We start from the raw sequence: 22,425 nt of genomic DNA on the forward strand, positions 1-22,425 counted from the left end.
CATGAGTACGACGATACTCAGCGGCCGCCCGAACGCCAGGCGCCGCCGCACACTCACCTTCGACAGGTTGAGTTTCATGGTGGTGTTCCTGGTGTTTCCGCTGACCCTTTTCGTGATCTTCGTCCTGTCACCCTTCGCCCAGGCGCTGTACTTCGCTATGACGGACTGGGCCGGCTTCTCGCCGGACATGCGGTTCATCGGCTTGGCGAACTTCACTAAGCTCCTCGACGACGATGCCTTCCTGCGCTCAGTGCTGAACAACGTGCTGCTCGCCATCGTGGTGCCGGCCGTGACGATCACGCTCGCGCTGGCAATCGCGAGCGTGGTGACGGTCGGCGGGTCGAGCACGGGCAGTGTCCGCGGCCTTCGTGGGTCCGGGTTCTACCGGGTCGTCTCGTTCTTCCCATACACGGTGCCAGCCATCGCTGTCGGACTGATCTGGGCTCAGGTCTACGATCCGTCCCGGGGCCTGCTTAACGGCTTCCTCGCCAGGATCGGCCTCGACAGCTTCGAGGACTTTCCATGGCTTGGCAATGCCGCCGCCGCCATGCCCGCCTCGATGTTCGTCATCATCTGGAGCTTTGTCGGCTTCTACACCGTGCTTTTTGTGGCGGCTATCAAGGGTGTCCCGGCGGAGACGTACGAGGCCGCCCGCCTGGACGGCGCCGGCCGGTTCCGGACCGTGCTGTCGATCACCGTTCCGCAAATCCGGGACAACGTGCGGACCGCGTACATCTACATCGGCATCATCGCCCTCGACGCGTTCGTCTACATGCAGGCGCTGAATCCGACCGGTGGGCCCGACTACTCCACGTTGACGATGAGCCAGGAGATCTACATCACCGCCTTCCGGAAGGGCCAGTTCGGATACGCGACCGCGATGGGCGTCGTGCTCGCGGCGGTCACCCTGGTCTTCGCCGGTATCGTGTTTCTGGTCGATCGCCTGACCAGGACGCGCGACGACGGCGAGCCGGCATGACCACGCTTATCCACCACGAGCCGCTCCGGGTCGCTGCGCCAGCCCCACGCCGGCGGCGGATAGGCGGCGTCGCCGCGACCTCGCACGCGCTTCTGGGCATCTGGTCCGTACTGGTCATCGTCCCATTTTTGTGGACGGTCATGTCGTCCTTCAAGTCCTCGCGCGAGATTCTCGAATCGCCCTTCTCACTGCCGAGCGAGTGGCGCTTCGACAACTACGTGGCGGCCTGGACCGACGCCGGCATCGGGCGCTATTTCCTGAACACCGTCGTCGTGGTGGGTGCCGCGCTCGTGGTCGTCATGACGCTCGGCGCGATGTGCTCCTACGTGCTGGCCCGGTTCCGCTTTCCGGGCAACCGGCTCATCTACAACGTAATCCTCGCCTCGATGGCCTTCCCGCTGTTCCTGGCGATCGTGCCGCTCTTCTTCATCCTGCAGAACATCGGCCTGCTCCACACGCTGCCGGGCCTGATCCTGACGTACGCCGCGCTCGCCCTGCCGTTCACAGTGTTCTTCCTGTACTCGTTCTTCAAGGCGTTGCCAGACGAGATTTACGAGGCGGCGCAGATCGACGGCGCGGGGGAGTGGCGCACGTTTATCCGGGTGATGCTTCCCATGGCACAGCCCGGCCTGGCCTCGGTGGCCATCTTCAACTTCCTCGGCCTATGGAACCAGTTCCTGCTACCGGTCGTCCTCAACAGCGACCGGGACAACTACCTGCTGACACAGGGCATGGCGGTGTTCGCGTCGAAGGCAGGTTACGCGGTCGACTTCGGCGCCTTGTTTGCCGCGGTCGTGATGACCGTGATTCCCGTACTCGTCGTCTACATGATCTTCCAACGGAGACTGGAGGGATCAGTGTCGCAGGGCACATTCCGCTGACTCCGCCGGCCGTTCCAGAACCACCCCTCGCGGCTCCGTGCCACCGCAGGCGCCGCGTTCGTGAACCCCGCCGAGTCGGGCTACCGGCCGATCGGCACCGATCGCGGTTGTCGTTACGACGCCGGCAGGTACAGCTGCCGGTCGATCAGGCGTGTCCCCTTGGTGGATCGGGGTAGGCCAGGAAGACCCCTGCCTGGCAGTTCTCGATCCGTCCGGCGATGCCGGAGTACGGCCGGGCGACCCTGGCGGAGCGGATGCCCTTGTTCAGGAAGCCGGTGTCGTCGAGGATCAACACACCCCGCGGGTCGCCGCAGTGTCAATCCCCTGGAATCGTGGAGGGCTCCGTCAACCGGCCTGGGCCTCCACGGCGCGGTCTCTGGTCGTTCGTAGTCGATGGAGGAGCGCCGGTCGCAGACGGAGTGCCGGCGGCGCCGTGATCCAGGTGGCGATCTTCAGTCTTGCTTCGGCGCGGGTGCGGAAGTGACGGCGGTGGACGTACTCGACCTTGGTGGTGGAGAAGGTGGCCTCGGCGACGACCAGCCCGGCGTCGTGCCGGTGGTCCATCGCGTAGCCGAGAATCCGACGTGAGTACAGGTCGATGACCGTCGCGAGGTAGAGCTTGCCCTCGTCGGTGCGGATCTCGGTCATGTCCCCGCACCAGGCGATGTCCGGCGCCGGCGCGGTGAACGCCCGCTTGACCAGATCCGGCGCGGCCGGACGCGTGCCCTGGCGAGTCAGGCCCCGGCGGCGACGCCTGACCTGGGCGGCCATACCGGAATCGGGATCGAGCTACGCGATCGTGTTGTCGGAGACCTGCCAACCCTGCTCGCGCAGCTCGATCCCGATACGCGGGCTGCCACAGGTGCCGCCCGACTCGTCGAAGACCTTCCCGACCGCGGCCGCCAGCCGGGCACGTCGGTCGCCGCGGCGGGCCGGCGGACGGTCACGCCACTTGTAGAACCATGACCCGGACACCCCCAACGCACGGCAGGCCACCGCGCTCATCGGCCCGTCGCTTCCTTGACCCACAGGACCACGGGGATCGCTTGAGGACATCACGCTCCATCGCCAGCTCGGCCTTCTCCCGCCGCAGTCGGGCCAACTCCGCCCGCTCATCCTCGGCCAGTTGCCCGGCAGCGGCCTCACCGCGACTCTCGCGGTCCTTCTTTCAACCAGTTGGCCAGAGTCCCGCTGTTCATCCCCAGGCCATGGGCGACCTGAGCGATCGACTCACCCGTCTCCCGCACGATCCGCACCGCGCCCGCCCGGAACTCCGGGACGGACTGCCTTCTCGTCCCAGCCATGAACCTCTATCTTTCAAATTCTGGCGTCCGCGCTACGAGGGGAAGGGCAACCGCACAGGACTTCCCAGGTGAGGCTGATCGGCTGTCCACACGTGGTACGACGGGAATCTGGCCACGGGATTGAATGCTGGGGGGTTGCACTGTTGTCATCCAGACTCCTCAGGGCCGGTGGCGGTGTAACCTCTACGCGGTAGGGACCAGCGCGGCGGTCGGTGCCGTGGCCATCACCGGACGCTGCTGGCCGGTACGCTTTCCGGTCTTGGACAGGCCCGCCAGTTGGTTGGTCTCGCGGGCATGATCGGCGTGTACGCGGCCGTCGTGCCGGGTGCGGGTGGTCGTGACTTCCGTCCTGGCCGCGAAATGCCCCTCGTAGGTTCCTAACGAGTTGCCCGACCTTCTTGACAGTCCCCACCCCGTCCACCCAGTTCAATTATTCTGGTGGTGGAAGTTTTCGGCAGGAACTTGCGGCGGACCGGGGCTGGCAGCAGACCATCGGGCAATGGAGAGTCATCGCGTGAGAGGCATGTACTTGGTGGATCGGGTGGACGAGTTTTTCGAGACCCTGGGCCGGCAACGACATCCGCTCTTGCGCAAGGTCGACGCGATGGTGCGCTTTGATCTGGTGTCCGCGGAGCGGACAGATCACCGGACCGTGAAGATGCGGGACGGGAGCGTCGTTGTCACCTGGGATCGTGGTGCGGCCGATTGCATAGTCAGGACCGACCGGTCGATCCTCGGTCGAGTCGTCGCCGGCGATGAGACTCTGATCGCTCCGCTGCTGCGGGGGGTCCTGACGGCGGAGGGAGACCTGGAGGTCTTCTTCCTGGCGGGCCGTCTGTTCTCTGGCCGCGGTGCGCCGTCAGGAGTCGCGCCAGACGATGAAAGTCCTTCCCGGTGAGCGAGACGACCGTCCGCATCCTGGACGGCAGCACGTTCATGGTCAGCGACGAGCGCGGCGACGTCGACGAGGCGCCGGGGGCATCTCCCACCGGCCTCTTCGCATTGGACACACGTTTTCTCTCACGCTGGGTGTTGACCGTCGACCAGCAGCGCCTGATCCCACTTACCGTCGATGACGTGCAATACTACGAGGCCCGCTTCTTCCTCGTCCCAGGGCCGGCAACACAGTACATCGACGCGAAGCTCTCGGTTTTCCGGCATCGTCGGCTGGGCGAGGGATTCCGCGAGAGAATTACGATCTTCAATTATGGCGAAGCCGCAGCGGAGTTGACCGTTCGGGTGGATGTAGGATCCGACTTTGCGGACCTTTTTGAGGTGAAGGACGAACTCGCCAAGAAGGGGCACTACTACGAACACGTCGAGCCCCGCCGGATCCGTCTCGGCTACCAACGGGAGACGTTTCGTCGGGAAACGTCGATTACAACCGACGTGCCGGCGGAGTGCGACGCACAAGGTCTGACCTATGCTGTCCGCATTGAGCCACTCAGCGAGTGGACGGCCGAATTGATGATCGAAATGCTGACGCTCGACGGGACGGGTAAAGACATCCGATCGGGATGGAAGTACGCCGGCAACAGACGCTCCTTGCGCAACGATCTTGAGCTGTGGCTCGCCCAGGCGCCACGGGTCGAGTGCGACTGGGAATCTTTGAACATGACCTACCAGCGCAGCCTCTTAGACCTCGCAGCTCTGCGATTTTCATTGTTCGGCCCAGTCGGGGAGACCGTGCCCGCAGCCGGCCTCCCATGGTTCATGACTTTGTTCGGACGCGACAGCATTTTCACGTGCCTCCAGGCGCTGCCGTTTGTGCCGCAACTCGCCAGAACGACCCTGCGGCTGCTTGGCATGCTGCAGGGGACCCAGATCAACGACCTTCGTGAGGAAGACCCGGGCCGAATTCTGCATGAGTTGCGGTTCGGCGAGACCGCCGCCTTCCTCGAACAGCCGCACTCCCCGTACTTCGGCTCGGCGGACGCCACTCCGCTATGGGTCGTGCTCCTAGACGAGTACGAGCGCTGGACGGGCGACTCCGAACTCGTCCACGAACTCGAGGCCGAGGCGCGCGCGGCAATCGGCTGGATCGACGACTTCGCTGATCTGATCGGCAACGGCTATGTCTCCTATCGCCGCCGCAACCACAGGAACGGGTTGGAGAATCAGTGCTGGAAGGACTCCTGGGACGCCATATGCTATCGCAATGGCCGGCTCCCGGGATTTCCGCGGGCCACCTGCGAGCTGCAAGGCTACGCGTACGACGCGAAGGTGCGTGCTGCTCGCCTCGCCCGACTGTGCTGGAACGATCCGGGTTACGCCGATCGATTGGAGCGCGAGGCGGCCGACCTGAAGATGCGCTTCAACCGCGATTTCTGGATCGATGGCGAGAACTTCTACGCCCTCGCGCTCGACGCGGACGGCGCCAAGGTGGACGCACTCTCATCGAACATCGGCCACCTGTTGTGGAGCGGGATTGTCGACGACGACAAGGCCCGGATGGTGGTCGAGCACCTGCTCGGACCGCGGCTGCACTCGGGTTGGGGCGTGCGGACCCTGGCCGATAGCGAGCGACGGTTCAACCCCGTCGGCTACCACGTGGGCACGGTGTGGCCCTTCGACAACTCGTTCATCGCATGGGGGCTGCGGCGGTACGGCTTCAAAAAGGAGGCGGCACAGCTCGCCAAGGGAATCCTCGATGCCGCGCAGTACTTCGGAGGGCGCCTGCCGGAGGCGTTCGCGGGCTATGAACGCAAGGTGACACACCACCCGGTGCAGTATCCTACCGCGTGTAGTCCACAAGCCTGGTCCACGGGAACCGTACTGTTGCTCCTGCGGACAATGCTTGGCCTTGAACCAATCAAGGACCACCTAGTCGTGGATCCGGAACTGCCGAGCGGGATCGAGCGGATCAGCTTGCTTGACATTCCCGGTCGGTGGGGGCGGACAGATGCCTTCGGCCGTTTCGTGACTCGGCGCACCTGGCGCCCGGCTGCCCGGTGACCCGGGGTGCGGCTCGGGTCGCTCGATGAGTCGCCTCACCGCCTCCTTGCCAGTCCGATCCGGATCCCAGGCACCGCCTCCTGCCACAGGCCGATGACGTTGCCCTCGGTATCGGTCGCGTAGGCTGCCCGCCCCACCTCCCCCACCCGTAGACAGCCGACGACGGTCGAGCCACCATTTTCCTCAACGCGCTGCAGCGCCTCGTTCACATCATCTACCTGAATAAATATCACTGGCCCGGTTATCTCAGGCCGACGCTGAATCACTGCACCGGTGACTACGCCCCGCTCCATCGGCAGCCCATCGTCATCAAGGGGGGCGGTGATGAGCTCGATGATGGGCCGCTGAACCTGCCCACCCTGTTCCTGCGGTTCTGGAACGGTGTCAAGCCCAACCACGGCCTGTGACTCCCACCCGAACACCGCACGGTAGAATGTCTGCGCCCGGCTCATATCTTCCGCAGGCAACTCGAACATGATAACGCCGTAAGTCACAGGACCGGTCCTTTCCGTGAATCTATCCAGAGCCTACGCGACGTACCGCGACGGCAGAGGCAAATCGAAGGCCGGTGCCCGGAGGCACGCTCCCGGGCAGGCGGTGGTGGTTCGGCCGACGGGCACCTTGCAGCCCGCCATCGTTGGGCTCATGACCGCTGGCCCACGGAACCCCGGCAAAGAGCAAGGCGTTTCTGGCGCCGGCCCGGAGCAGTCGGAGGGCGCTCTCGGCCGAGAGTCCACCATCGGGGCTGCTCGGCGCCTTGGCGATGCTGCCGGACCCGCGAGCACGGCGAGGTGTGCGTCACCGTCTGACGGCAGTGGTCGCAGTAGCGATGTGCGCGGTGCTGACGGGATGCCGCTCGTACGCGGCGATCGGTGAGTGGGTGGCCGAGGTACCCGAGACCACCGTCGTCGGGCTGGGTATCGACGCCGGCCGCCGGCCGCCGGCCGTCAGAGTCGATGATCCGCCGGCTGTTGCAGGCCATCGACGCTGACCGCCTGGCCGCGGTCACGGGCGCCTGGCTGGCCGCCCGGGGGCACCGCCACACGTGATCGCGGTGGATGGCGAGACACTGCGCGGATCCCGCACGGCCGACACGACCGCCCGGCATGTCCTCGCAGCCTCCGACCAGGCCACCGGGATCATGCTGGCCAGCACGGACGTGCACGGCAAGACGAACGAGATCACCCGCTTCGCCTCGCTGCTCGACCAGATCGGCGACCTCCGCGATGTGGTGATCACCGCCGACGTCTGCACTGCCAACGTGAGCATGTCGCTTACCTGGCCGAACGTGGCGCAGTGGATCCTTACCGTCAAGGGCAACCAGCCCGCCCTGCATACCCACTGACCGGCCTGCCCTGGAAGGCCGTACCCGAGGTACACTGCGACGCCAGCCGGGGCCACAGCCGCCGGGAGATCCGCAGCTTGAAAGCCCTGACCATCTCGACCGGCACCGACTTCCCACACGCGGCACAGGCCATCCAGGTCCGACGCCGCCGACGCAGGCTCGACCAGCCGAAACGCTTTACCACCGAAACCATCTACGCCATCACCGACCTCCGCGTACATCAGGCCCGCCCCGCGTACGTTGCCACCCTCATCCGCGGGCACTGGAGCATCGAGCACCGCCCATCGTGACGTCGCCGCCGAGCGGGCCGAGTGCCTTCGCCGTCAGCACTACCGCCGCGTGGCGCTACATCCGCGAGGCCGTCGACCTGCTCGCCGCGATTGCCCCCACGCTGGAGCAGGCTATGGTCGGTATCGCCCGGCTGGCCTACGCCATCCTGGACGGCACCCTGATCCGTACCAATCGACTCTCCGGTCCTCGGGCCCGGCGGCACGACGCCGGCAAACACCGCCGCCACGGCGTCAACGCCCGGGCCATCAGAGACCCGGCGGGCCGCCTCAAGTGGGTCTCACCCGCCCTGCCCGGCTCGACACACGACCTGAGCGCCGCCCGCGAGCACGGCATCATCACCGCGCTGAGCGCCGCGCACGTGATGACCTTCGCCGACTGCGGCTACCAGGGCGCGAGCGGGTCGGTGCGTACCCCGTTCAAGCGCCACCGGCTGCGGCCCCGACCATCGCACCGGCAGAAGGCGGTCAACCGCGATCACGCCCGTGTCCGTGCCATCGGCGAATGCGTCATCGCCACCATCAAGAGCTGGAAACTACTGACCAAGCTGCACCGCTGCCCACGACGGGCCACCGCCCTACTCGCCGCGATCCTCGTGCTGCAACTCGTCGAGGAGCAGCGCTACTCAGGCTGAAATCAGCTCAGTACTAGCCTAGAGCGTTCCGAAGGTCCCAAAGGTCGCCATACATCGTGTAAACCCGGTCGACGGCGTCCGTCCAGGGCCGCGCGGTAGCGGAGATGACCTCACAGTGGGAGGACGTGCGATGCTCACTGCCTCTGCGAAGGAGCTCCTTCTGGACCACCATGGAGGCCCGTGCCCGCAGGTCGACGGAGTCAGCGCTATAGCGGGTCGCGAGGTTGGCGCGAATCTGGTCCTCGTCCTCCGTGAGGATCACGACGAAGTCCCAGGCGAGGGTGGGCAGAGCATGGCGCCCGGTGACGACCGTGTGCCGGCCCCTGTAGTTCTCGTCCAGCAGCCGGGGCTGTTTCCTCATTACGGCCTGCACAGCGGGAGCCAGGACGTCGGCGGCCCGCAGTCGCGCGGCGGCCAACTCCTCAGCCGTCCCCATCAACGGCTCCTTCGACCAGCGTCCAGGGCAGTCTCCTGGGACGAACTTCCGCCAGTCCTCGGCATCCTGGTAGAACAGCTCGGGATACTGCTCGGGACCTGTCATGGTCCGCACCGCCTCCAGCACGTCGCTGGTGTCGATGACGTGCCCGTTCAAGCTGTCGGCGAACGCATGGGCTAACCGGCTCCGGCCGGTACCGGAAGCGCCACACAGCACGGTCATGGGCCAGGACACGAAGACCTCCAGTGGAGTTGTCCGCCATACGCACAGTAACCCCCGCGCCGTCGCCGCGGCGCGGCCAGCGAAACCTATGTGGAACCGGCCGGGGCTGTCCGCGCCATGTCACCCGCTCAGACCGCGGCGACGTTCGCTACCTGACCGATGTCAAAAACATGTAGCTGACGATCGAGGCGACGACGGGCGCGGAAGGGATTTTGCCAGCTCAGTGAGCCATTCCGCGGAGTCCTGTAGGTCGCCGGGATGGGCGTGTCCCTGCTCGCCACACTCGCCCCACCCGCGACCTACGTGCGGGATACGAAGTCGCATCGTCCCAGCACGGATTTCCTGGCACCCGGGTCTCGTAGTGACAACCCCTGCGCCCGGAACTCACGCTGCCCTAGCAAGACGACCTGACACCTGACCACCACCCGACTTCGTCGGGCACCTCCACCCAGCAGTTCCAGTAGTACCAGCGATTCATTCCTCAACGGCTTGTGGGGCCTCGCCGGTAAGTTCGGCGAGGCTGCCATTCGCCAGGTGTTGTTCGACGGACCCGGTCAGCAGGTACGCCGTCCCACCGCCGGGCTGGCCGTGCCACGGCACGGCCTCGCCGGAGAGTGTGCGCAGTTCCCGGAGCACGCGGTAGCGGCTTGGCCCCTGCTGCTCTCTTTCCGACCGTAACGACATGGCGCTGAACGGGGTTCCGGCCGCGAAGGTGAGGTTGCCCGTCGGCGGGCCGTATCGGACGATCTCCCGTCCTGGCATCAGTACGGCGATGCGCTTCTGGGCGAGCAGGGTGAGTGGTGGTTCTCCTGGCAGCGGCTGGATGGGCCAGTCGTTGAGTGTCTGTGGGGTGTTCCGCTCCCTGCCACCGGCCCGCAGCCTCGACGGATGGATGGTCAAGGTGCCGAGCAGGTACGCCCCCGCCTCCCACAACTGCGTGAACCGGCGCGGGTTGCGTGGCCTGCCGCGCTCGTAGTCGGCAACCTGCCATTCGTCGCCGACGCGCTCCAGGCACGTCGCGCCTTCCGCCGAGTCGAGCAGCCGGTAGGCCGCGGGAACCGCGCCCATCTCACTGACCCGCTGATCGATGACGGCGAGAGTTCGGCGTTCTCGGTCGGACAGATCCGTCGATGCCGCGCTGGAAGCCTGCCCTGGCTGGGCAGCCACCTGTGTCGGCGCCGTGGCGGGAGCCTGCCGCTGGGCACCAGCCACCTCTGCCGGCGTCGCGACGGGGGCCTGCCGCGGCGGTGCCGCCGGAACCTCGCCGGTGAGCGCAATGTAGGCGGCGTTCTTTGTCGCCTGGTCGAGCTGGGGCGGGGCGAACCCGTTGGCCCGAATATGCGCGACCAGGTCCGGTTCCGGGGGAACGCCGTGCTTGGCCAGGTAGTGCGGCACGGATGCCGGCCAGATCCACGTACCGTCGGTGTGGAAGGCGGACGGCACGTCCCGGGCGCTGTTCGGGTCGTACACGTCGGGATCGAAGCCGCGACCGCCCATGATCACGTGGGCGGTGTTCAGATATTCCAGTACCCGTTGCACGTCGGCTTCCGGTACGGGCGGCCGGTCGACCACCGGTCGGCCGCCGGCGTCCCGGTGGTCGAAAATGCGCCCGCGCCGGAAACGGTCGGCCACCTCGGCCACCCGCTCGGCGTTCGGCAGCACGGTCTTCATCCAGCTCGGGACGTGCTCAGGCTTCCGGGGGAACATCTCCAACTCGTCGAGCACGGCCGTCCGGGGCGGTGGCTGCCGCCAGCGCGGATCTTCGTCGAACAGATAATTGATCGAGGTCTTGATCGGGTACTCGACCACGGTGCTCGCCCCCGACCAGGCGCCGACGCCGTGCTTGTGCATCCCGGCACGCAGTTGCCGGTAATACTCCGGCAGTTCACGCGGTGGCTCCCACTCACGGAGCTGGCCGTCGATGCCGAGGATGTGTCCGACCATCTCCTCGTGGTTGCCCGCGGCGCGGTACATCACCCGGATCTGGTCACGATCGGCCGGAGCGCGAATCACCAGCAGGTCGGCGATCTGCCGCTGTAGGTTGCGCTGGTCCTCCAAACCGAGCGGGGTTGGGTGCCTCGGGCGAGGGTCCCGCCCATCAGGCGCGGTGAGCGTGGCTCCGGTTGGCGTGGGGCCTCCCGGACTCGCACCCGCCGGCTCGATGACGCGCAGGAGCCAGCCGGGAACCCGTTCCGCCGGCCGGGGATACGCCGCAAGGTCGCGGTGGAACGCGGCGGGCGGGATCGGCGGATCCCAGAGCGGGTCGTGATCGTAGTTGTAGAAAATGCGGAACTCGCCCGGCGGGTTCATCAGGTACCTCGCCGACAACCACGCGCCGCGCTCCGGGTGGTACATCAGCTTGCGTAACTCCGCCAACGCCCAGGCCGCCTGCGCCGGCGGGTCGACCGTCGCAGAGGAGAAGTCGGACATGATCACGGTGAGACCGAAGTCCTGCACTCCTTCCGCGATCCTCGCGGTCAGGTCGAGCCGGCGCCATCCCTGTGGTACCGCACCGACCAACGCCGCACCGATCTGCTGCAGCAACTCGTTGTACTGGTGCTGCCGGGCCTGTGTGGCCCACGGCTCAGACATCGTCCCGCCATCTCCTAGTCGTTGCGATACCACCAGAACTGACCCCCTGGCCCGGCCGCGCGCGTCACGACGCGAGCACTCGTGCACCATGTGGCCGAGGAGGATACCTCAGGTGTGCCGACCCGTCCTGACCTGCCAAGGGTGGTCACGCCCGCGACCATGCTCCCCAGCGGGCCGATCCGTGGCAAGCTGGGTGAGCGCGTGGTGGAGCCGTTCAGCGGCCAGCGTGCAAAGGACGCGAGCCGTCGCCGTACGGCTCCGGCTCGTGGCCTCCCATCCGGCACTGTCCCGGTCAGGTGAATCGATGAACAGGTGCTCGGTGAGGAGCAGCGCGCCCCAGGCAAAGCGTCGGGCGGTGCCGACGAGATCGGTCCCCCGCTCGGGGGAGGCTTCGGCGCCCACCCGCTCGCCCTCGTCTATCCAGTCCGTCAGAAGATGGTGCGCCCCGTCGAGATAAGCGGCTCCGTCAAGCAGCGCGTCAACGGCCGACGCGCCTCGGCCCACGCAGGGGGCCGCAGTGAGGCAGGCAGCGGCAAGGCGGGCGAACTGAGCGGCGGTGTCAGCACGGTCAGCGGTACCTGCGCGGTCGGGGCCCGGGATCGAGCCCCGGACGGGCTGACGGTGTGTGTGGTGGGTGGGTCGGGTCACGGTGTCGCCCATCGTGAGTGGTCGGCTGTAGCTGCTCGGTAGGGGTGGTGTGCCGCCGCGGGATAGGGGATTGGGGGGATCCAGCGGCGGCACACCACAGGCACCCCATCGGACCACTCGCAGATGTGGTTGACGGGGCGCAATTGCCGGCTGCTCGGGCTAGAGCGTCGGCCGGCGTCGGAATGATCTTCGACTGGTCACGAAGGGGTCGGTCGCCCCGGGGGAGGAGGGACCGACCCGTCCGAGCCCTGCACCTGCCTGGACGAAGTCGGGTGTGGTCCACGGCTCCGGCCGCCTCATCGTGGGTGTGCCGGGGCAGGAGCGTACCCAGCCCCGGCACACCACGGTCGCTGGCCAGACCAGCCATGGCCCGAGGGCGTACGGGCGCGGACCTGGACAGCGGAGCCTGGCCCGGAGGCCGGTCACGGGCCGGTGTAGAGCATCAGGTTTGGTGTGTCCTGCAGATCCTGGTTGATCAGGTTCGGTGTCGCGTGGTCGGTGAGGGCCTGGCTAACCTGCGCTGGGGTCCAGTCTGGGTGGACAGCCAGCACGAGTGCTGCGGCGCCGGCCACGAGGCCAGGTTCGTTCATCGTCGTGTCGTACTCGCCGACGCCGGTCCCGATCGCCATGTGGGAGAAGGGCGCGAACAGGTCGACGTTCGGCCCCAGGCGGGTGATAGCGAACTGGACGATGTTGGCCCAGGTCTGGGCGACCGTGATGACCTCGCGGACCCGGGCCGGCGAGACGTTCCGTGAGTCGCGGTCCTGGGTGGCCGAATCGACCTGCCCGGAGGTCGTGACGAGCGTGACACCACTCCGGACGAGATGTAGCGCAGCGGCGTCCACTCTGGAATCAGCCGGGTGCGTGATGTTGAGTACCGCCACGGCGGGCTTGACCGCGTTGGCCGTCACCCAGTCTAGGCCCTGGACCAGGCGTTCGGAGGTGGTACGTGCGGAACAGGACGCGATCCGTACCCCCACGATCCGCACCTCCTTCGCCACCCCGTGCCTCGTGCCGCCGACCGCACTGGCCAACCCGGTCCCGAAGTTGTCCCACGGCCCGTCCGGACACTGGGTTCCGCCAGTGAAGTCAGTGCCCATGCTGGCCCGGCCGCCGAAGGTGGCATGGGTCGTCGCGACGGTGTCGCCCAGCACGTACGCGTGCACGTTGCGCCCTGTCGTCAGCCAGGAGAACGTGCCGGACCGCCCGAAATCACGCTGGTCGAGCCGGTCCAGGCCCAACGGAGCGCCGGTCTGCGTCCCGGGCACGCCGGCATCGTCCCAGGTAACCTGCCCGGGCCGCGGGGCCTCGACCGCCGTGGCGCCTGCTGGTGGTGCCAGCCCTACTCCCAACGCGACGACCAGACCGGCCGCGACGGTACGCATGCACCAGACACGCCGCACGCTTTGCCGCACAGTTCCTCCCTCGGGGAAGTCATGTGACGGTAGCCGTCGCCGCCTTCATGTTGGCTTCACCGCTGTTGGCCAGGCGGCGCTTGCGTGGCCGGTCCGGCGGAGACGCCAACGGGCGCACTCCGTGCCCAGTCGCGGTCACGGCCTGTCGACCCGGGCGATTACTGTGATCCACAGGCGGTCGCGATCGCGGCGGTATCCCAATAGAAGGGGCGGATTTCGCTGATCCGTCCGTTCTCCACCGTGACCGTCTGCAAGATCGGGAAATCGAGTTCACGTCCGGTCGTTCGGGCTCGCGCGTGTACCTGGGTCAGCACGACGAGCGGACTGGTGGTGGCCAGGAAATGCTGCTCCAGCATTTCGAGGGTCTCCCACGTCCGGCTCATGGCAAGGAAGAAGCGTTCCAGGCCCTCATGGCCCCGCCAGGTGCCCCCATACGGCAGGGTCTCTGCCTGGTGCAGCACGACGTCTGGAGAGAAGAACGGTGCGAGCGGCGTGAAGTCCGCGGTTCCTGGTCCGCCTGCGGCGAGGTAATCGGCTTCGGCGGCGTACATCCCCTGTAGCACGGACAGGGCGCTCGTTGTCGAAGGCGTAGTCATGACCCTTAGCCTGCCCCAAATTGCCCGGATGCGCTGGCGGAAATCGGTCGCCGCGCTTCGCCTGGCACGATCCGGGCTCAACGACGTTAGCGAGGGTCGAGGTGGCCTCGGGTTCGTCGGGTGGTGGCGCAGCGGGTGCGTAGTCGCTGGTTGACGGGATTGCGGAAGCCGTAGGCGTCGCGGGCGGCGGTCTTGATCACTCGGTTGGTGCCTTCGGAGCGGCATTGGTGATTCCGGTGCGGATGAACGCGAGGATCTGTGGCCACCAGGTCTCGATCGTGGTGGCGAGGCGGTGAAGTTCGGGCAGGTCGGTGGTGGCGCAACGGCGGTAGAAGCGGTCCAACAGCACGGCGACGCGTTCTCGGTCCGGGTCGGTACGGGCCAGCGCGAGCAGATCGAGCAGGTCCTCCTTGGCGTTCCACGCCGCCAGGATCGGCACGCCGATCCTGGCGGGCAGCGCGGCCAGTTCGTCTTGCAGGTCATCGACGTACTCGGCGCGCATCCGGGCGGCGTTGCGGGTCAGCCGGTTACGTAGTTCCCACTCGCGGTTGCCTTTGCGTCCGCGTCGGCCCCGTTGCTGCACGGTGACCCGGCGGCGGACCTCGGTGACGGTGGCGTTGGCCAACTGCACGAGGTGGAAGTGATCAACGACGAGCTGGACGTGCGGCAGCACCCGCCGCACGGCGGACTTGAAGACCGTGCACATGTCGATCGCGACATAGCGCACCCGGTCACGCCAGGCCGGTGGGCGGGCCAGGAGCCAGTCGGCCACGACCTGGGCGGAGCGGCCCTCGACCTGACCGAGCAGCCCCTGCCCGTCCGACAGATCACAGAATCCGACGTGCCAGCGGTCGACGGTGCTCTCCCACGTCCCGGCGGCCTCATCGAACACAAATATCGGTCGGCCCCGGCGAACCTCATCGATGCCCAATACCTCGACGGGTTGCGGCTGTTCGGGCAGCACCGCTGCCGCATGCGCGGCGAACGCGGCGCCGACCACCGGCCAGGACACGTCGTGATCCCGCGCTGACTGCACCACCGTGCGTCCACCATCGGCGACCGCCGCACCAGCCGCCGCCCGCAACCGTGCGGTCAACCGCTTACGCGCCGGCACGACCTCCACCGCCTCGGTGAACGAGCCTCGCACGCAGGCTGGCTCATCACAACGCCAGCGCCGCTTGCGCCACCGCAGCGCCGGCCGCCGCCCACCGATCGGCAGGTCACGTGGCCGAGTCACCCGCCGGCCCTTCGACCTGCGCGCCGGTGTTCCGCACTTCGGACACCGCCGTGCCCGCTCATCCGCGGTGACCAGGTCCACCACAAGACCCTCCGGCCCGTCCGCGACCCCGACGACGGCCAGCCCGGCAAGGCCCAGCAGCCGGGTCGTATCCTCAACCATGCCCGTGGCTTTTCTGTCGTGAACAACCTTGCTTCGACAACAAGATGATCAACCAGAGGCCACGGGCGCCCTCACACCAGGGTCCACCCTGAACAGCCCCCGGACATCAGCCGGCCCCCATCAACTTCGTTGAGCCACGATCCGTTGATCGCCCGCACACCGACAAGTCTGGATGTCAGCGACCGGCTCTGACGTCACGTTAGGTGACGAGCGCTTCGCGGCATGTCCGCGCAGCTGACTGGCTCACGCAGGGTTGGCTGCCGTGGCAGCAGCTCGTGTTCTTCGGCCCGGCCGGCTTCCTTCGAGTTCCTGGCCGCCCACACCGCCACCGCCGATGACTGCTACGTGTGCATTTGGGACGGCTGGGGCAACGCTGAGTCCGCCATCGACGAAGACGCGGTGTACCTCACGACCGCGCTTGCGGATCACCAATCGACCAAGGGACAGACGCCCGGTCGGGCCTGGCGGGCGAACACGGCGCCTCGCCCGCAGTCCCCGGCTTGGCGAAGGTGGTTCCCCAGGGCCTCGGCAAAGTCCTTAGCTCAGGAATCCAGAGCAGCAGGCTCGCGAGAAGAAGATCTTCGTCCACGTCGTGGAGCTGGTCCAGCTCATGGCCGCCGATCCCAACCTGACCTTCGACGGTCCCGCGATTCAGCGGCGAGTGCGGCGTTCCTGAGGTACCGTAGTTCAGCTCGAGCGGCAGCACGCCAGCCGGTCCAGGTTGCGATGATGCGGGTGGCGGTAGTTACGGGCCCGCTTGGCCCGTGCTTTGTACGAAACCGGGCTTGGCGCCCGCGAGGTCCTCCTCGAGTGCTACGGCGTCGACTTCCCGGCCGAGGTGTTCGTGATCGCTGATGCCGATCCGTACTCGCTGGACACTCCGACCGAGTCTACGAACCAGCCGTGGAGGTTGGCCGTGCCACTGGACCGTGGCGGTCCCCCGCCTACGGCGGACTGGATGGCACGGGTGGAGCGGAAGCTCATCTCCCTCGATCCTGACCTCGTCCCGCTGGTCGGCCTGCTCCGTCACGGCGGCGAAAGCGAGGACGACAACCTGATTCTCTGTTACCGGCTGAGCGAACTCTTGGCTGGTCGCTCGACGGTCTTCGACGTGTGGCGGAGGCCCAGGCGTCGTGGCGACGTGCAGCGGCGGGTGGGGGCCGTTAGCGAGACCGCCCCCAAGCAGTTAACTCCCGTTGGACGGTTTGCCGTATGTGCTCCTGCAGGGCGGTGTCGGCCGTGGGGTCGAGTTGCGCCATTGCGGCAGGAAAGGCGTTGGTGAGGTCGATGAGGATGTCCAGGATGGTCTCGTCGGTGATGGCGGCTTGGTCTTCGCCCACTTTGGAACGCGCGGAGGCGAGGCGGGTTGGGTTGACCATGTGCTCGGCGATTGCGAGCAGGTCTGTTGGTGTGAGCGAGGCGTCCGCGTTGAAGGGCCGACTCTGGTCGAAGCGTTGCTCGTCGAACTCGGCGATCTTGCGTTTTACGATCGATCGTTTGGTGGGCGGCAGCGACTGGTCGGCGCGCATGACGATGCCCTCGGCGAGGTTGTCCGGCAGGGGTGGTAGCCCGAGCGCCGCAGGGATGCTGGTGATGAATCTTGTCGGCACCGTGTCGAGGTCGGATAGTCGGCCGCGTCGCAGCAGTGGCACGACGTCGAGCCCGGCAGCGCCTGCGATGTCGCGGACCTGCGCGTACGGCAGGTACACACCCTCGTCGTCGCTGGTTGTCTGCACGAGTACGTCGAAGAGCGCGAAACGTAGGTCGGGAGTGTACCAGATTCCGGTCTGCACGGCGGTGACCCCTGGCGCCGGGGGAACGTCGGGATGCGGGTAGGAGCCTCCATACAGTTCACCGTACAGGCGTACGGTGGTGCCCGGCCCCGCCCACGCGGCCTCGGCCGCCGCTGCCAGCCGGTCGCGCAGCAGTTGCCACCCAAAGAAGGGTTCGTCGTCGGATAGCCATGCTTTCCGCTTGCCGACGCGCATGGTGCGGCCATCCGCCGCAACGACGAGCTGTGCTCCGTGGATCTTCTCGGTGGCGATCCACGGCCCTGCGACGTCGTCGGCGCTCGTCGTGGCGATCTTCAGGTACTGGATATGTTGCATACGACCAGTGTCGACACGGTCGTCGTCGATGTCATCCGGATTTCTCCACCCGGCCCATCCACTCCCCGGGTCGCTATGAATCGCACTTCGTCAGTCTTCACCGTGTGCCACCAAATTGACCCGAGCGACGCGATTGTGTTGATTGGTGCGACACGGATGAATGTGGCGGGACCGGACGGGGGTGGGACCCCTGGGTAGGCAATTCTCAACACAAGATCACCCACGCGGTGAGGACCCCCGTGATTGCACATCGTGCCATCGTCGACGTCCCAAGGGACCTCCTGCAGCACCTCGCGGCTGTTGTACGCACGCGCCGCGCCTGCGGTACCGGCTGTGGCACTCGAGCCTTGACCTGCTGTTACCGGGCCCGATGGTGCTCGTCTGGTTCCGCAAGGTTGAGGACATGACCCTCCTCGCCGCTGGCTTCGGGCTCAGCCTCATCAGGCAACACCACCCGCTACCGGCTCAACCGCAGCGGCGACCGACGCCTCGACCGAGCGCTCTACACCGTCGCGCCGGTCCACATAGGCGGACGCACCAAACGCGAGATCATGCGCAGCCTCAAGTGCTACATCAGCCGGCAACTCTCCGGACCCTGAATGGCACCTACGCAGCCACCAGCACCTGACAGTCATAGCAGCTTGCCAATGAGGTCTACCCTGCCCCATGGCCGGCGAACGCCGCCACCTGCTGGACCAGGCCGTTCGAGATGACCGTAATCCGGCGTCGACCGGGCAGGTCCACAAACGGGCAGCCGTCCGGCCCCTCCCGCAACGTGGCCGAGTCGTCGCCGGGTTCGAGCCACAACAACTTGCCGAACCGCAGCCAGTCGGTGAGCTCGAAGTCGTACTGTGAGACCCGCGGAGGGTCCCAGTCCCAGCCGCGGTTAACGCCGTCCCGGTACACCGGATACGTGTTCTGGCCCCACAGATTCACAAGCGTGACGCCTTCGGGCCTGGGTCCGAAGTAGCTGATTGTCCAGCCGGTGTGCGCACCCACCGTAACTTCGGCGATAACAGCTCGCACACCTCGGCTGTTGAGGATCCGGGGCACGACGAACGGCACATCCGGGCCCGGGACCACGGCGAACGGCGGATGCTCCACCGGATTGGCCAGCCGCATCGCTCCGGTCATGGCAAGCCAGCTGCGCGGCAGAGGCGACGGCGGGCGGCGGATGGAGCTCACGTAGTTCCAGAAGCGGCCGTCGAGGCCGTACACATCGATCGGCCACCGCACCAACTCGCCGTTGTCCGGGCAACGCGCGACGGTTAGCTCGGGCAACAGCGCACGATACTGGCGGTTGACCTCCCTGACTCGGTTCGGGTCCGGTGACTTCTGCGTGAGCAGCCGGAAGCTCTCGGACGTCAGCCGCGCCCGCTCGGCGACGGGGTCGTCGGCCATCAGGCCGGCCTTCCCGCGGGTCGGACCCACGACCGCCAATTCGTCCACAGCGGAGTCTTCCCACCACGAATCCTGTCGGGTAGCTGGGAGACAAGACGCACTAGGCCCTCGCCACCGCCACGTTCGTGTTGTCCTGCAAGCTTGTCGCGCATCTCCTTCTCGTGTGGATTCTCCGGGTCCCAACGCACGACCGCGCCGTGCATCACGCCGAATCTCCCTCTTTGCAACTATCTTCGATTAGCAGATCGTACTCGTCCTGGGGCGTCCAAACGCCGACAGCAGGTGCACCTGCGTCCCGTCGCTACGTCGGAGCGCCGCGCAGCGTCTCGCCGTCCATGGCGATCACGATGCGCCGCTGCCGGCATTGTGCCGGTGGTCGGGGTCGCAGCCGGGCGCGTAGCCACCGGGCCAGCCCCAGCCGCACCAATCCGCAGCTCACGACAGCGCGGATCAACTACGCAATGCCCTGGGTGGAGGCGGGGGGGATGTCGCGGTGTGGAGCCGTGCGTAGTGATCGCGGAGCAGGTCTCTGCCCCAGTCGTCGCGTAGATGCCGCCATACCGAGTGGGCGTGGTTGGCGTCATCCTGGGTGTTGTCGTACTCGATGAGGAACTGCGGTGCTTGTATGCAGTAGTAGTGGCCCGCGCCGGGTGTGGTTGGCCCCGCCCAGGCGAACCGGATCCGGTGCAGGCCCGCTGCCTGGACGTCGCGCCAACAGGCCTGGGCGTACGGTGTCGGTGCGCGGTGAAGGTAGCGACGGACCAACTGGTCGAGGACTTCCTGTTGCGCCGGACGCAGCAGGTCACGGCCGATACCTTCGGGCAGCAGTTCCGGGTCGGCCACCGGGTCGGCTCGGGTGAGGATGTCGTCGGGAGCGATGTCGGCGCTGATGCCGAGCGCACGTTGGTCGGGATCGAGCCCAGTCACTAGCTGGCGGGCCAGGTCTTCCTCGGGCCCGAGGATCCGGCGGCCGGCGTGCGGCCCGGATGGTACGACGGCTGGCTCGGACCCGACGAAATGCGGGGTGAACGTGGTGCCGGCCGGCGTCACGACGACGTGCACGGCCAGATGGTGGCCATTGATCCGCCAACCCCATGGCTTGTCGCCGTCCGGGTCGCCGAGCATCCGTAGCCAGTAGCGGTCACCTCCGGGCGGTGAGCCGGTCGCCAGTTCCCGCCTGATCCGCTCGATCTCGATGGCGCCGACCGCGAGATCGCCGCCGTCGGGAGAGTGGGCCGACCGGAGCAGATCGATCGCGAGTGCGTGCTGGGCGTCAGTGAGGTGCTCCATCGACAGGCCGGGCCGATCCCCGGGAAGGTAGCTCCACTGCCGCAGGCTGGAGTCGGCGAGGTCGCCGCGGACCAGGCGGCACTGCTGTTCATCCAGGCTCGCGACGAGAGCACGCGCGCATCGGTGGGCGTCATCGGTGGCAGTTGTCACAAGGTCCCCCAAGAGAATGGTTGCGCGACGTCGTTGCGTGTCCGGAGCGCCGCAGGAGACGATCATCCTACGATCCCAGGTGCGCTCGGAGGAGTGGCTACAGATCTGATGCTCCGGAGTCCCTGATGTCCGGCAGGACGCCCGTGCTGGGCTGAAATCCGGGTGGTCGCTCGCTGACGTAGGTTCAATCCTGGTGCCTGGAGGCCGTTACAGAGTCTGACGCTGGGAGCCCGGTTCCTCCTGCATCAACCAGGTCGAACGCTGGTTTGGCTATCCCGTCGAGCAGAAGATTCGCCGCGGTGCCCACAAGAGTGTCCGAACCCCTCGAAGCCGACATCTGGGCATGGATCGCCGCCTGGAACAGCAACCCACCCCCCGTTCATCTGGACCAGACCGCCGAGGAGATCCTCGATTCACTCGCCCGAGTTGTAGGCGAATTTCTGGCGCGGAATACTAGGCTCACGAAGGCTCGCCAGGTCGTCTACACCCCCGGGCGGCGGGCCGACCGGCGGACGGTGCCGACCCCGACCCGATGTCCCAGCCGGCCCAGTTCGCCCTGGACCTGGCATAGCCCCAGCGTGGGTCTGACCTCGGCCAGGCGGACCACCAGGTCCCGAATGTCACCGCGCACCGGCGGGCTGCGACCGTGGTTGGGTAGAATCATCATCGACGGACAAGCCGGCGATGCCAGATCGGCAGGGTGCCCGGGGTGACCAACCGATACGGCCACAGGCCGCGCGGGTGGGTCAGTGGGTCAGTGGGTGAGCGGGGTGAGCTGGATCGGCGCGGTCGGGTTGACGGTTTGCCGGGGCGTGAACACCGTGGTCGCGGCACTCGTGCTGACGGTGCGATCCGGCCCGCCGACGGCTACGACCGCGACGCGATGAGTGGGTATGCTCTGCTCTGGGATCCGCTGTTTCTGGCCTGGGGAGTGTTCCTGTCGGCGGATCTTGCCCTCAAGCGTTCGGTGAGCGGCAGGATCTCATTAGCGACAGCTCCTGCGGGAGGACGATGATGGGGCTGATCTTCGAGGCTGTTCCCGGTGAACTCCCGCTGGTGCAGCGGGTGTGGTCGGCGCGCTGCGACGCCGCGACCAGGTTCACCTCGGCGGTCAAACGTTCCACCCTGATCTCGTTCGCGCGCTATCGGCACGAGGTGACGGTGCACCTGCATGGACCGGAGACCAGGGCAACACAGTTGGCCTGTCCGGAGGGTTGGGAGTTCTTCGGTGTCGATCTGCAGCCCGGTGCCTATCTGCCCTTGTTCCCGCCTTCGGGTCTGGTTAACCTGAACGATGCTTCGCTGCCGACCCCGTCGGTAGATCGGATCCTGCTGGACAACCGAGAGTGGGAGATGCCCACCGAGCAGAACGTCGACGTCTTCGTCGACAGGCTCCTGCGAGCAGGTCTGTTGGTCTTCGACCCACTCGTCGAGGAGATCCGTCACGGCGTGCGGCCACGAGCTATGTCGGAGCGGACGGCGCAAATCCGGTTCCGCCAGGCCGTCGGGATCTCGCACCGCAAGCTCATCAGCATCGAGCAGGCACGGCACGCCGCACTGCTCCTTGTAGCCGGGGGATCGATCGCCGATGCGATCGGCATCGGCGGTTACTACGATCAACCGCAGCTCACCCGGGCGATGCGCTGGGCGACCGGCCACACCCCAGGCGAGTTGAGGTCCCTCACCTCGTTCCTGGCGTTTTGATCGCTGGTCTGACTGCGCTGTCTCTACCTCAGCCCCCTCAAGCAGCACCTCGCGGCCGGTGAGATTCGGTTTGATACA

20 protein-coding genes and 2 pseudogenes are annotated in these 22,425 nt (G+C 66.8%); 9 read left to right on the forward strand and 13 right to left on the reverse strand.

Going from position 1 to position 22,425, the window contains the following annotated elements; all coding sequences use genetic code 11:
- Position 1: 1 nt before the first annotated feature.
- Together O7626_RS38615 and O7626_RS38620 are read left to right on the forward strand one after the other, a co-directional pair.
- Entirely contained in the window at positions 2 to 979 is a 978-nt protein-coding gene (locus O7626_RS38615; protein WP_278065861.1) for a sugar ABC transporter permease, read from the forward strand.
- Positions 976 to 1,860 (forward strand): carbohydrate ABC transporter permease, encoded by an 885-nt coding sequence (locus tag O7626_RS38620; RefSeq protein ID WP_278065862.1) that lies wholly within the window; start codon positions 976 to 978, stop codon positions 1,858 to 1,860. The genes O7626_RS38615 and O7626_RS38620 overlap by 4 nt, the downstream gene beginning before the upstream one ends.
- Before the next feature lie 82 nt (positions 1,861 to 1,942).
- On the opposite strand, the pseudogene O7626_RS38625 reads toward O7626_RS38620, so the two are convergent.
- The 3 genes and pseudogenes from O7626_RS38625 to O7626_RS38635 all read right to left on the reverse strand — a co-directional run.
- Positions 1,943 to 2,161 (reverse strand): annotated as a pseudogene (locus O7626_RS38625) (transposase); the annotation flags it as partial.
- Positions 2,162 to 2,205: 44 nt separating this feature from the next.
- Entirely contained in the window at positions 2,206 to 2,631 is a 426-nt protein-coding gene (locus tag O7626_RS38630; RefSeq protein WP_278065863.1) for a DDE-type integrase/transposase/recombinase, read from the reverse strand.
- Between the two features lie 18 nt (positions 2,632 to 2,649).
- Positions 2,650 to 2,865, reverse strand: coding sequence for an IS3 family transposase (locus O7626_RS38635; RefSeq protein WP_278065864.1), 216 nt, complete (start codon positions 2,863 to 2,865; stop codon positions 2,650 to 2,652).
- A gap of 840 nt (positions 2,866 to 3,705) precedes the next feature.
- Between O7626_RS38635 and O7626_RS38640 the strand changes: the two genes are divergently transcribed.
- Both O7626_RS38640 and O7626_RS38645 read left to right on the forward strand, forming a co-directional pair.
- On the forward strand, positions 3,706 to 4,062 hold the full coding sequence (locus O7626_RS38640) for an SCP2 sterol-binding domain-containing protein (protein ID WP_278065865.1): 357 nt from the start codon (positions 3,706 to 3,708) through the stop codon (positions 4,060 to 4,062).
- On the forward strand, positions 4,059 to 6,119 hold the full coding sequence (locus O7626_RS38645; RefSeq protein ID WP_278065866.1) for a glycogen debranching N-terminal domain-containing protein: 2,061 nt from the start codon (positions 4,059 to 4,061) through the stop codon (positions 6,117 to 6,119). The genes O7626_RS38640 and O7626_RS38645 overlap by 4 nt, the downstream gene beginning before the upstream one ends.
- Before the next feature lie 35 nt (positions 6,120 to 6,154).
- Here the strand turns inward: O7626_RS38645 and O7626_RS38650 are convergent, their stop codons facing one another.
- Positions 6,155 to 6,613: a VOC family protein gene (locus O7626_RS38650; RefSeq protein ID WP_278065867.1), complete on the reverse strand. Its 459-nt coding sequence runs from the start codon at positions 6,611 to 6,613 to the stop codon at positions 6,155 to 6,157.
- A 269-nt stretch (positions 6,614 to 6,882) separates the two neighbouring features.
- Between O7626_RS38650 and O7626_RS38655 the strand changes: the two genes are divergently transcribed.
- The 4 genes and pseudogenes from O7626_RS38655 to O7626_RS38670 form a co-directional block, all read left to right on the forward strand.
- Entirely contained in the window at positions 6,883 to 7,110 is a 228-nt protein-coding gene (locus O7626_RS38655) for a transposase family protein (RefSeq protein ID WP_278066514.1), read from the forward strand.
- Positions 7,111 to 7,173: 63 nt separating this feature from the next.
- The gene (locus O7626_RS38660; RefSeq protein WP_278065868.1) at positions 7,174 to 7,464 is read left to right on the forward strand and encodes a hypothetical protein; all 291 of its coding nucleotides are present in this window, start codon (positions 7,174 to 7,176) and stop codon (positions 7,462 to 7,464) included.
- A 77-nt stretch (positions 7,465 to 7,541) separates the two neighbouring features.
- Positions 7,542 to 7,754 (forward strand): hypothetical protein, encoded by a 213-nt coding sequence (locus O7626_RS38665; protein ID WP_278065869.1) that lies wholly within the window; start codon positions 7,542 to 7,544, stop codon positions 7,752 to 7,754.
- 47 nt (positions 7,755 to 7,801) lie between these two features.
- A pseudogene (locus O7626_RS38670) lies at positions 7,802 to 8,386 on the forward strand (transposase family protein); the annotation flags it as partial.
- A 13-nt stretch (positions 8,387 to 8,399) separates the two neighbouring features.
- Here the strand turns inward: O7626_RS38670 and O7626_RS38675 are convergent.
- The 9 genes from O7626_RS38675 to O7626_RS38720 all read right to left on the reverse strand — a co-directional run bounded on the left by O7626_RS38675 (position 8,400) and on the right by O7626_RS38720 (position 20,709).
- Positions 8,400 to 9,056: an AAA family ATPase gene (locus tag O7626_RS38675; protein ID WP_278065870.1), complete on the reverse strand. Its 657-nt coding sequence runs from the start codon at positions 9,054 to 9,056 to the stop codon at positions 8,400 to 8,402.
- 462 nt (positions 9,057 to 9,518) lie between these two features.
- Positions 9,519 to 11,636, reverse strand: coding sequence for a glycohydrolase toxin TNT-related protein (locus O7626_RS38680; RefSeq protein WP_278065871.1), 2,118 nt, complete (start codon positions 11,634 to 11,636; stop codon positions 9,519 to 9,521).
- 1,070 nt (positions 11,637 to 12,706) lie between these two features.
- On the reverse strand, positions 12,707 to 13,699 hold the full coding sequence (locus tag O7626_RS38685; protein WP_278065872.1) for a S8 family serine peptidase: 993 nt from the start codon (positions 13,697 to 13,699) through the stop codon (positions 12,707 to 12,709).
- A 158-nt stretch (positions 13,700 to 13,857) separates the two neighbouring features.
- Positions 13,858 to 14,295: a nuclear transport factor 2 family protein gene (locus tag O7626_RS38690; protein ID WP_278065873.1), complete on the reverse strand. Its 438-nt coding sequence runs from the start codon at positions 14,293 to 14,295 to the stop codon at positions 13,858 to 13,860.
- Positions 14,296 to 14,491: 196 nt separating this feature from the next.
- Positions 14,492 to 15,694 (reverse strand): ISL3 family transposase, encoded by a 1,203-nt coding sequence (locus tag O7626_RS38700; protein WP_278065875.1) that lies wholly within the window; start codon positions 15,692 to 15,694, stop codon positions 14,492 to 14,494.
- Between the two features lie 1,163 nt (positions 15,695 to 16,857).
- Entirely contained in the window at positions 16,858 to 17,802 is a 945-nt protein-coding gene (locus O7626_RS38705; RefSeq protein WP_278065876.1) for an RNA ligase family protein, read from the reverse strand.
- Between the two features lie 654 nt (positions 17,803 to 18,456).
- Positions 18,457 to 19,203 carry a hypothetical protein gene (locus tag O7626_RS38710; RefSeq protein ID WP_278065877.1) on the reverse strand — a complete coding sequence of 249 codons (747 nt, stop codon included), beginning with the start codon at positions 19,201 to 19,203 and terminating at the stop codon, positions 18,457 to 18,459.
- A 301-nt stretch (positions 19,204 to 19,504) separates the two neighbouring features.
- A complete protein-coding gene (locus O7626_RS38715; RefSeq protein ID WP_278065878.1) occupies positions 19,505 to 19,642 on the reverse strand; it encodes a hypothetical protein in 138 nt (45 codons plus the stop codon).
- 11 nt (positions 19,643 to 19,653) lie between these two features.
- Positions 19,654 to 20,709: a DUF3500 domain-containing protein gene (locus tag O7626_RS38720; protein ID WP_278065879.1), complete on the reverse strand. Its 1,056-nt coding sequence runs from the start codon at positions 20,707 to 20,709 to the stop codon at positions 19,654 to 19,656.
- Positions 20,710 to 21,654: 945 nt separating this feature from the next.
- Between O7626_RS38720 and O7626_RS38725 the strand changes: the two genes are divergently transcribed.
- Positions 21,655 to 22,347: an AraC family transcriptional regulator gene (locus O7626_RS38725; RefSeq protein WP_278065880.1), complete on the forward strand. Its 693-nt coding sequence runs from the start codon at positions 21,655 to 21,657 to the stop codon at positions 22,345 to 22,347.
- Positions 22,348 to 22,425 lie beyond the last annotated feature (78 nt).

This window comes from Micromonospora sp. WMMD1102 (assembly GCF_029626265.1).
Taxonomy (GTDB): Bacteria; Actinomycetota; Actinomycetes; order Mycobacteriales; family Micromonosporaceae; genus Plantactinospora.

Coding starts and splice junctions, on each gene's coding strand:
- O7626_RS38615 (WP_278065861.1), top strand. CDS start 2: ATGAGTACGACGATACTCAGCGGCCGCCCGAACGCCAGGCGCCGCCGC.
- O7626_RS38620 (WP_278065862.1), top strand. CDS start 976: ATGACCACGCTTATCCACCACGAGCCGCTCCGGGTCGCTGCGCCAGCC.
- O7626_RS38630 (WP_278065863.1), bottom strand. CDS start 2,631: ATGGCCGCCCAGGTCAGGCGTCGCCGCCGGGGCCTGACTCGCCAGGGC.
- O7626_RS38635 (WP_278065864.1), bottom strand. CDS start 2,865: ATGAGCGCGGTGGCCTGCCGTGCGTTGGGGGTGTCCGGGTCATGGTTC.
- O7626_RS38655 (WP_278066514.1), top strand. CDS start 6,883: ATGCTGCCGGACCCGCGAGCACGGCGAGGTGTGCGTCACCGTCTGACG.
- O7626_RS38680 (WP_278065871.1), bottom strand. CDS start 11,636: ATGTCTGAGCCGTGGGCCACACAGGCCCGGCAGCACCAGTACAACGAG.
- O7626_RS38690 (WP_278065873.1), bottom strand. CDS start 14,295: ATGACTACGCCTTCGACAACGAGCGCCCTGTCCGTGCTACAGGGGATG.
- O7626_RS38700 (WP_278065875.1), bottom strand. CDS start 15,694: ATGGTTGAGGATACGACCCGGCTGCTGGGCCTTGCCGGGCTGGCCGTC.
- O7626_RS38705 (WP_278065876.1), bottom strand. CDS start 17,802: ATGCAACATATCCAGTACCTGAAGATCGCCACGACGAGCGCCGACGAC.
- O7626_RS38710 (WP_278065877.1), bottom strand. CDS start 19,203: ATGGCCGACGACCCCGTCGCCGAGCGGGCGCGGCTGACGTCCGAGAGC.
- O7626_RS38720 (WP_278065879.1), bottom strand. CDS start 20,709: ATGATCGTCTCCTGCGGCGCTCCGGACACGCAACGACGTCGCGCAACC.
- O7626_RS38725 (WP_278065880.1), top strand. CDS start 21,655: ATGATGGGGCTGATCTTCGAGGCTGTTCCCGGTGAACTCCCGCTGGTG.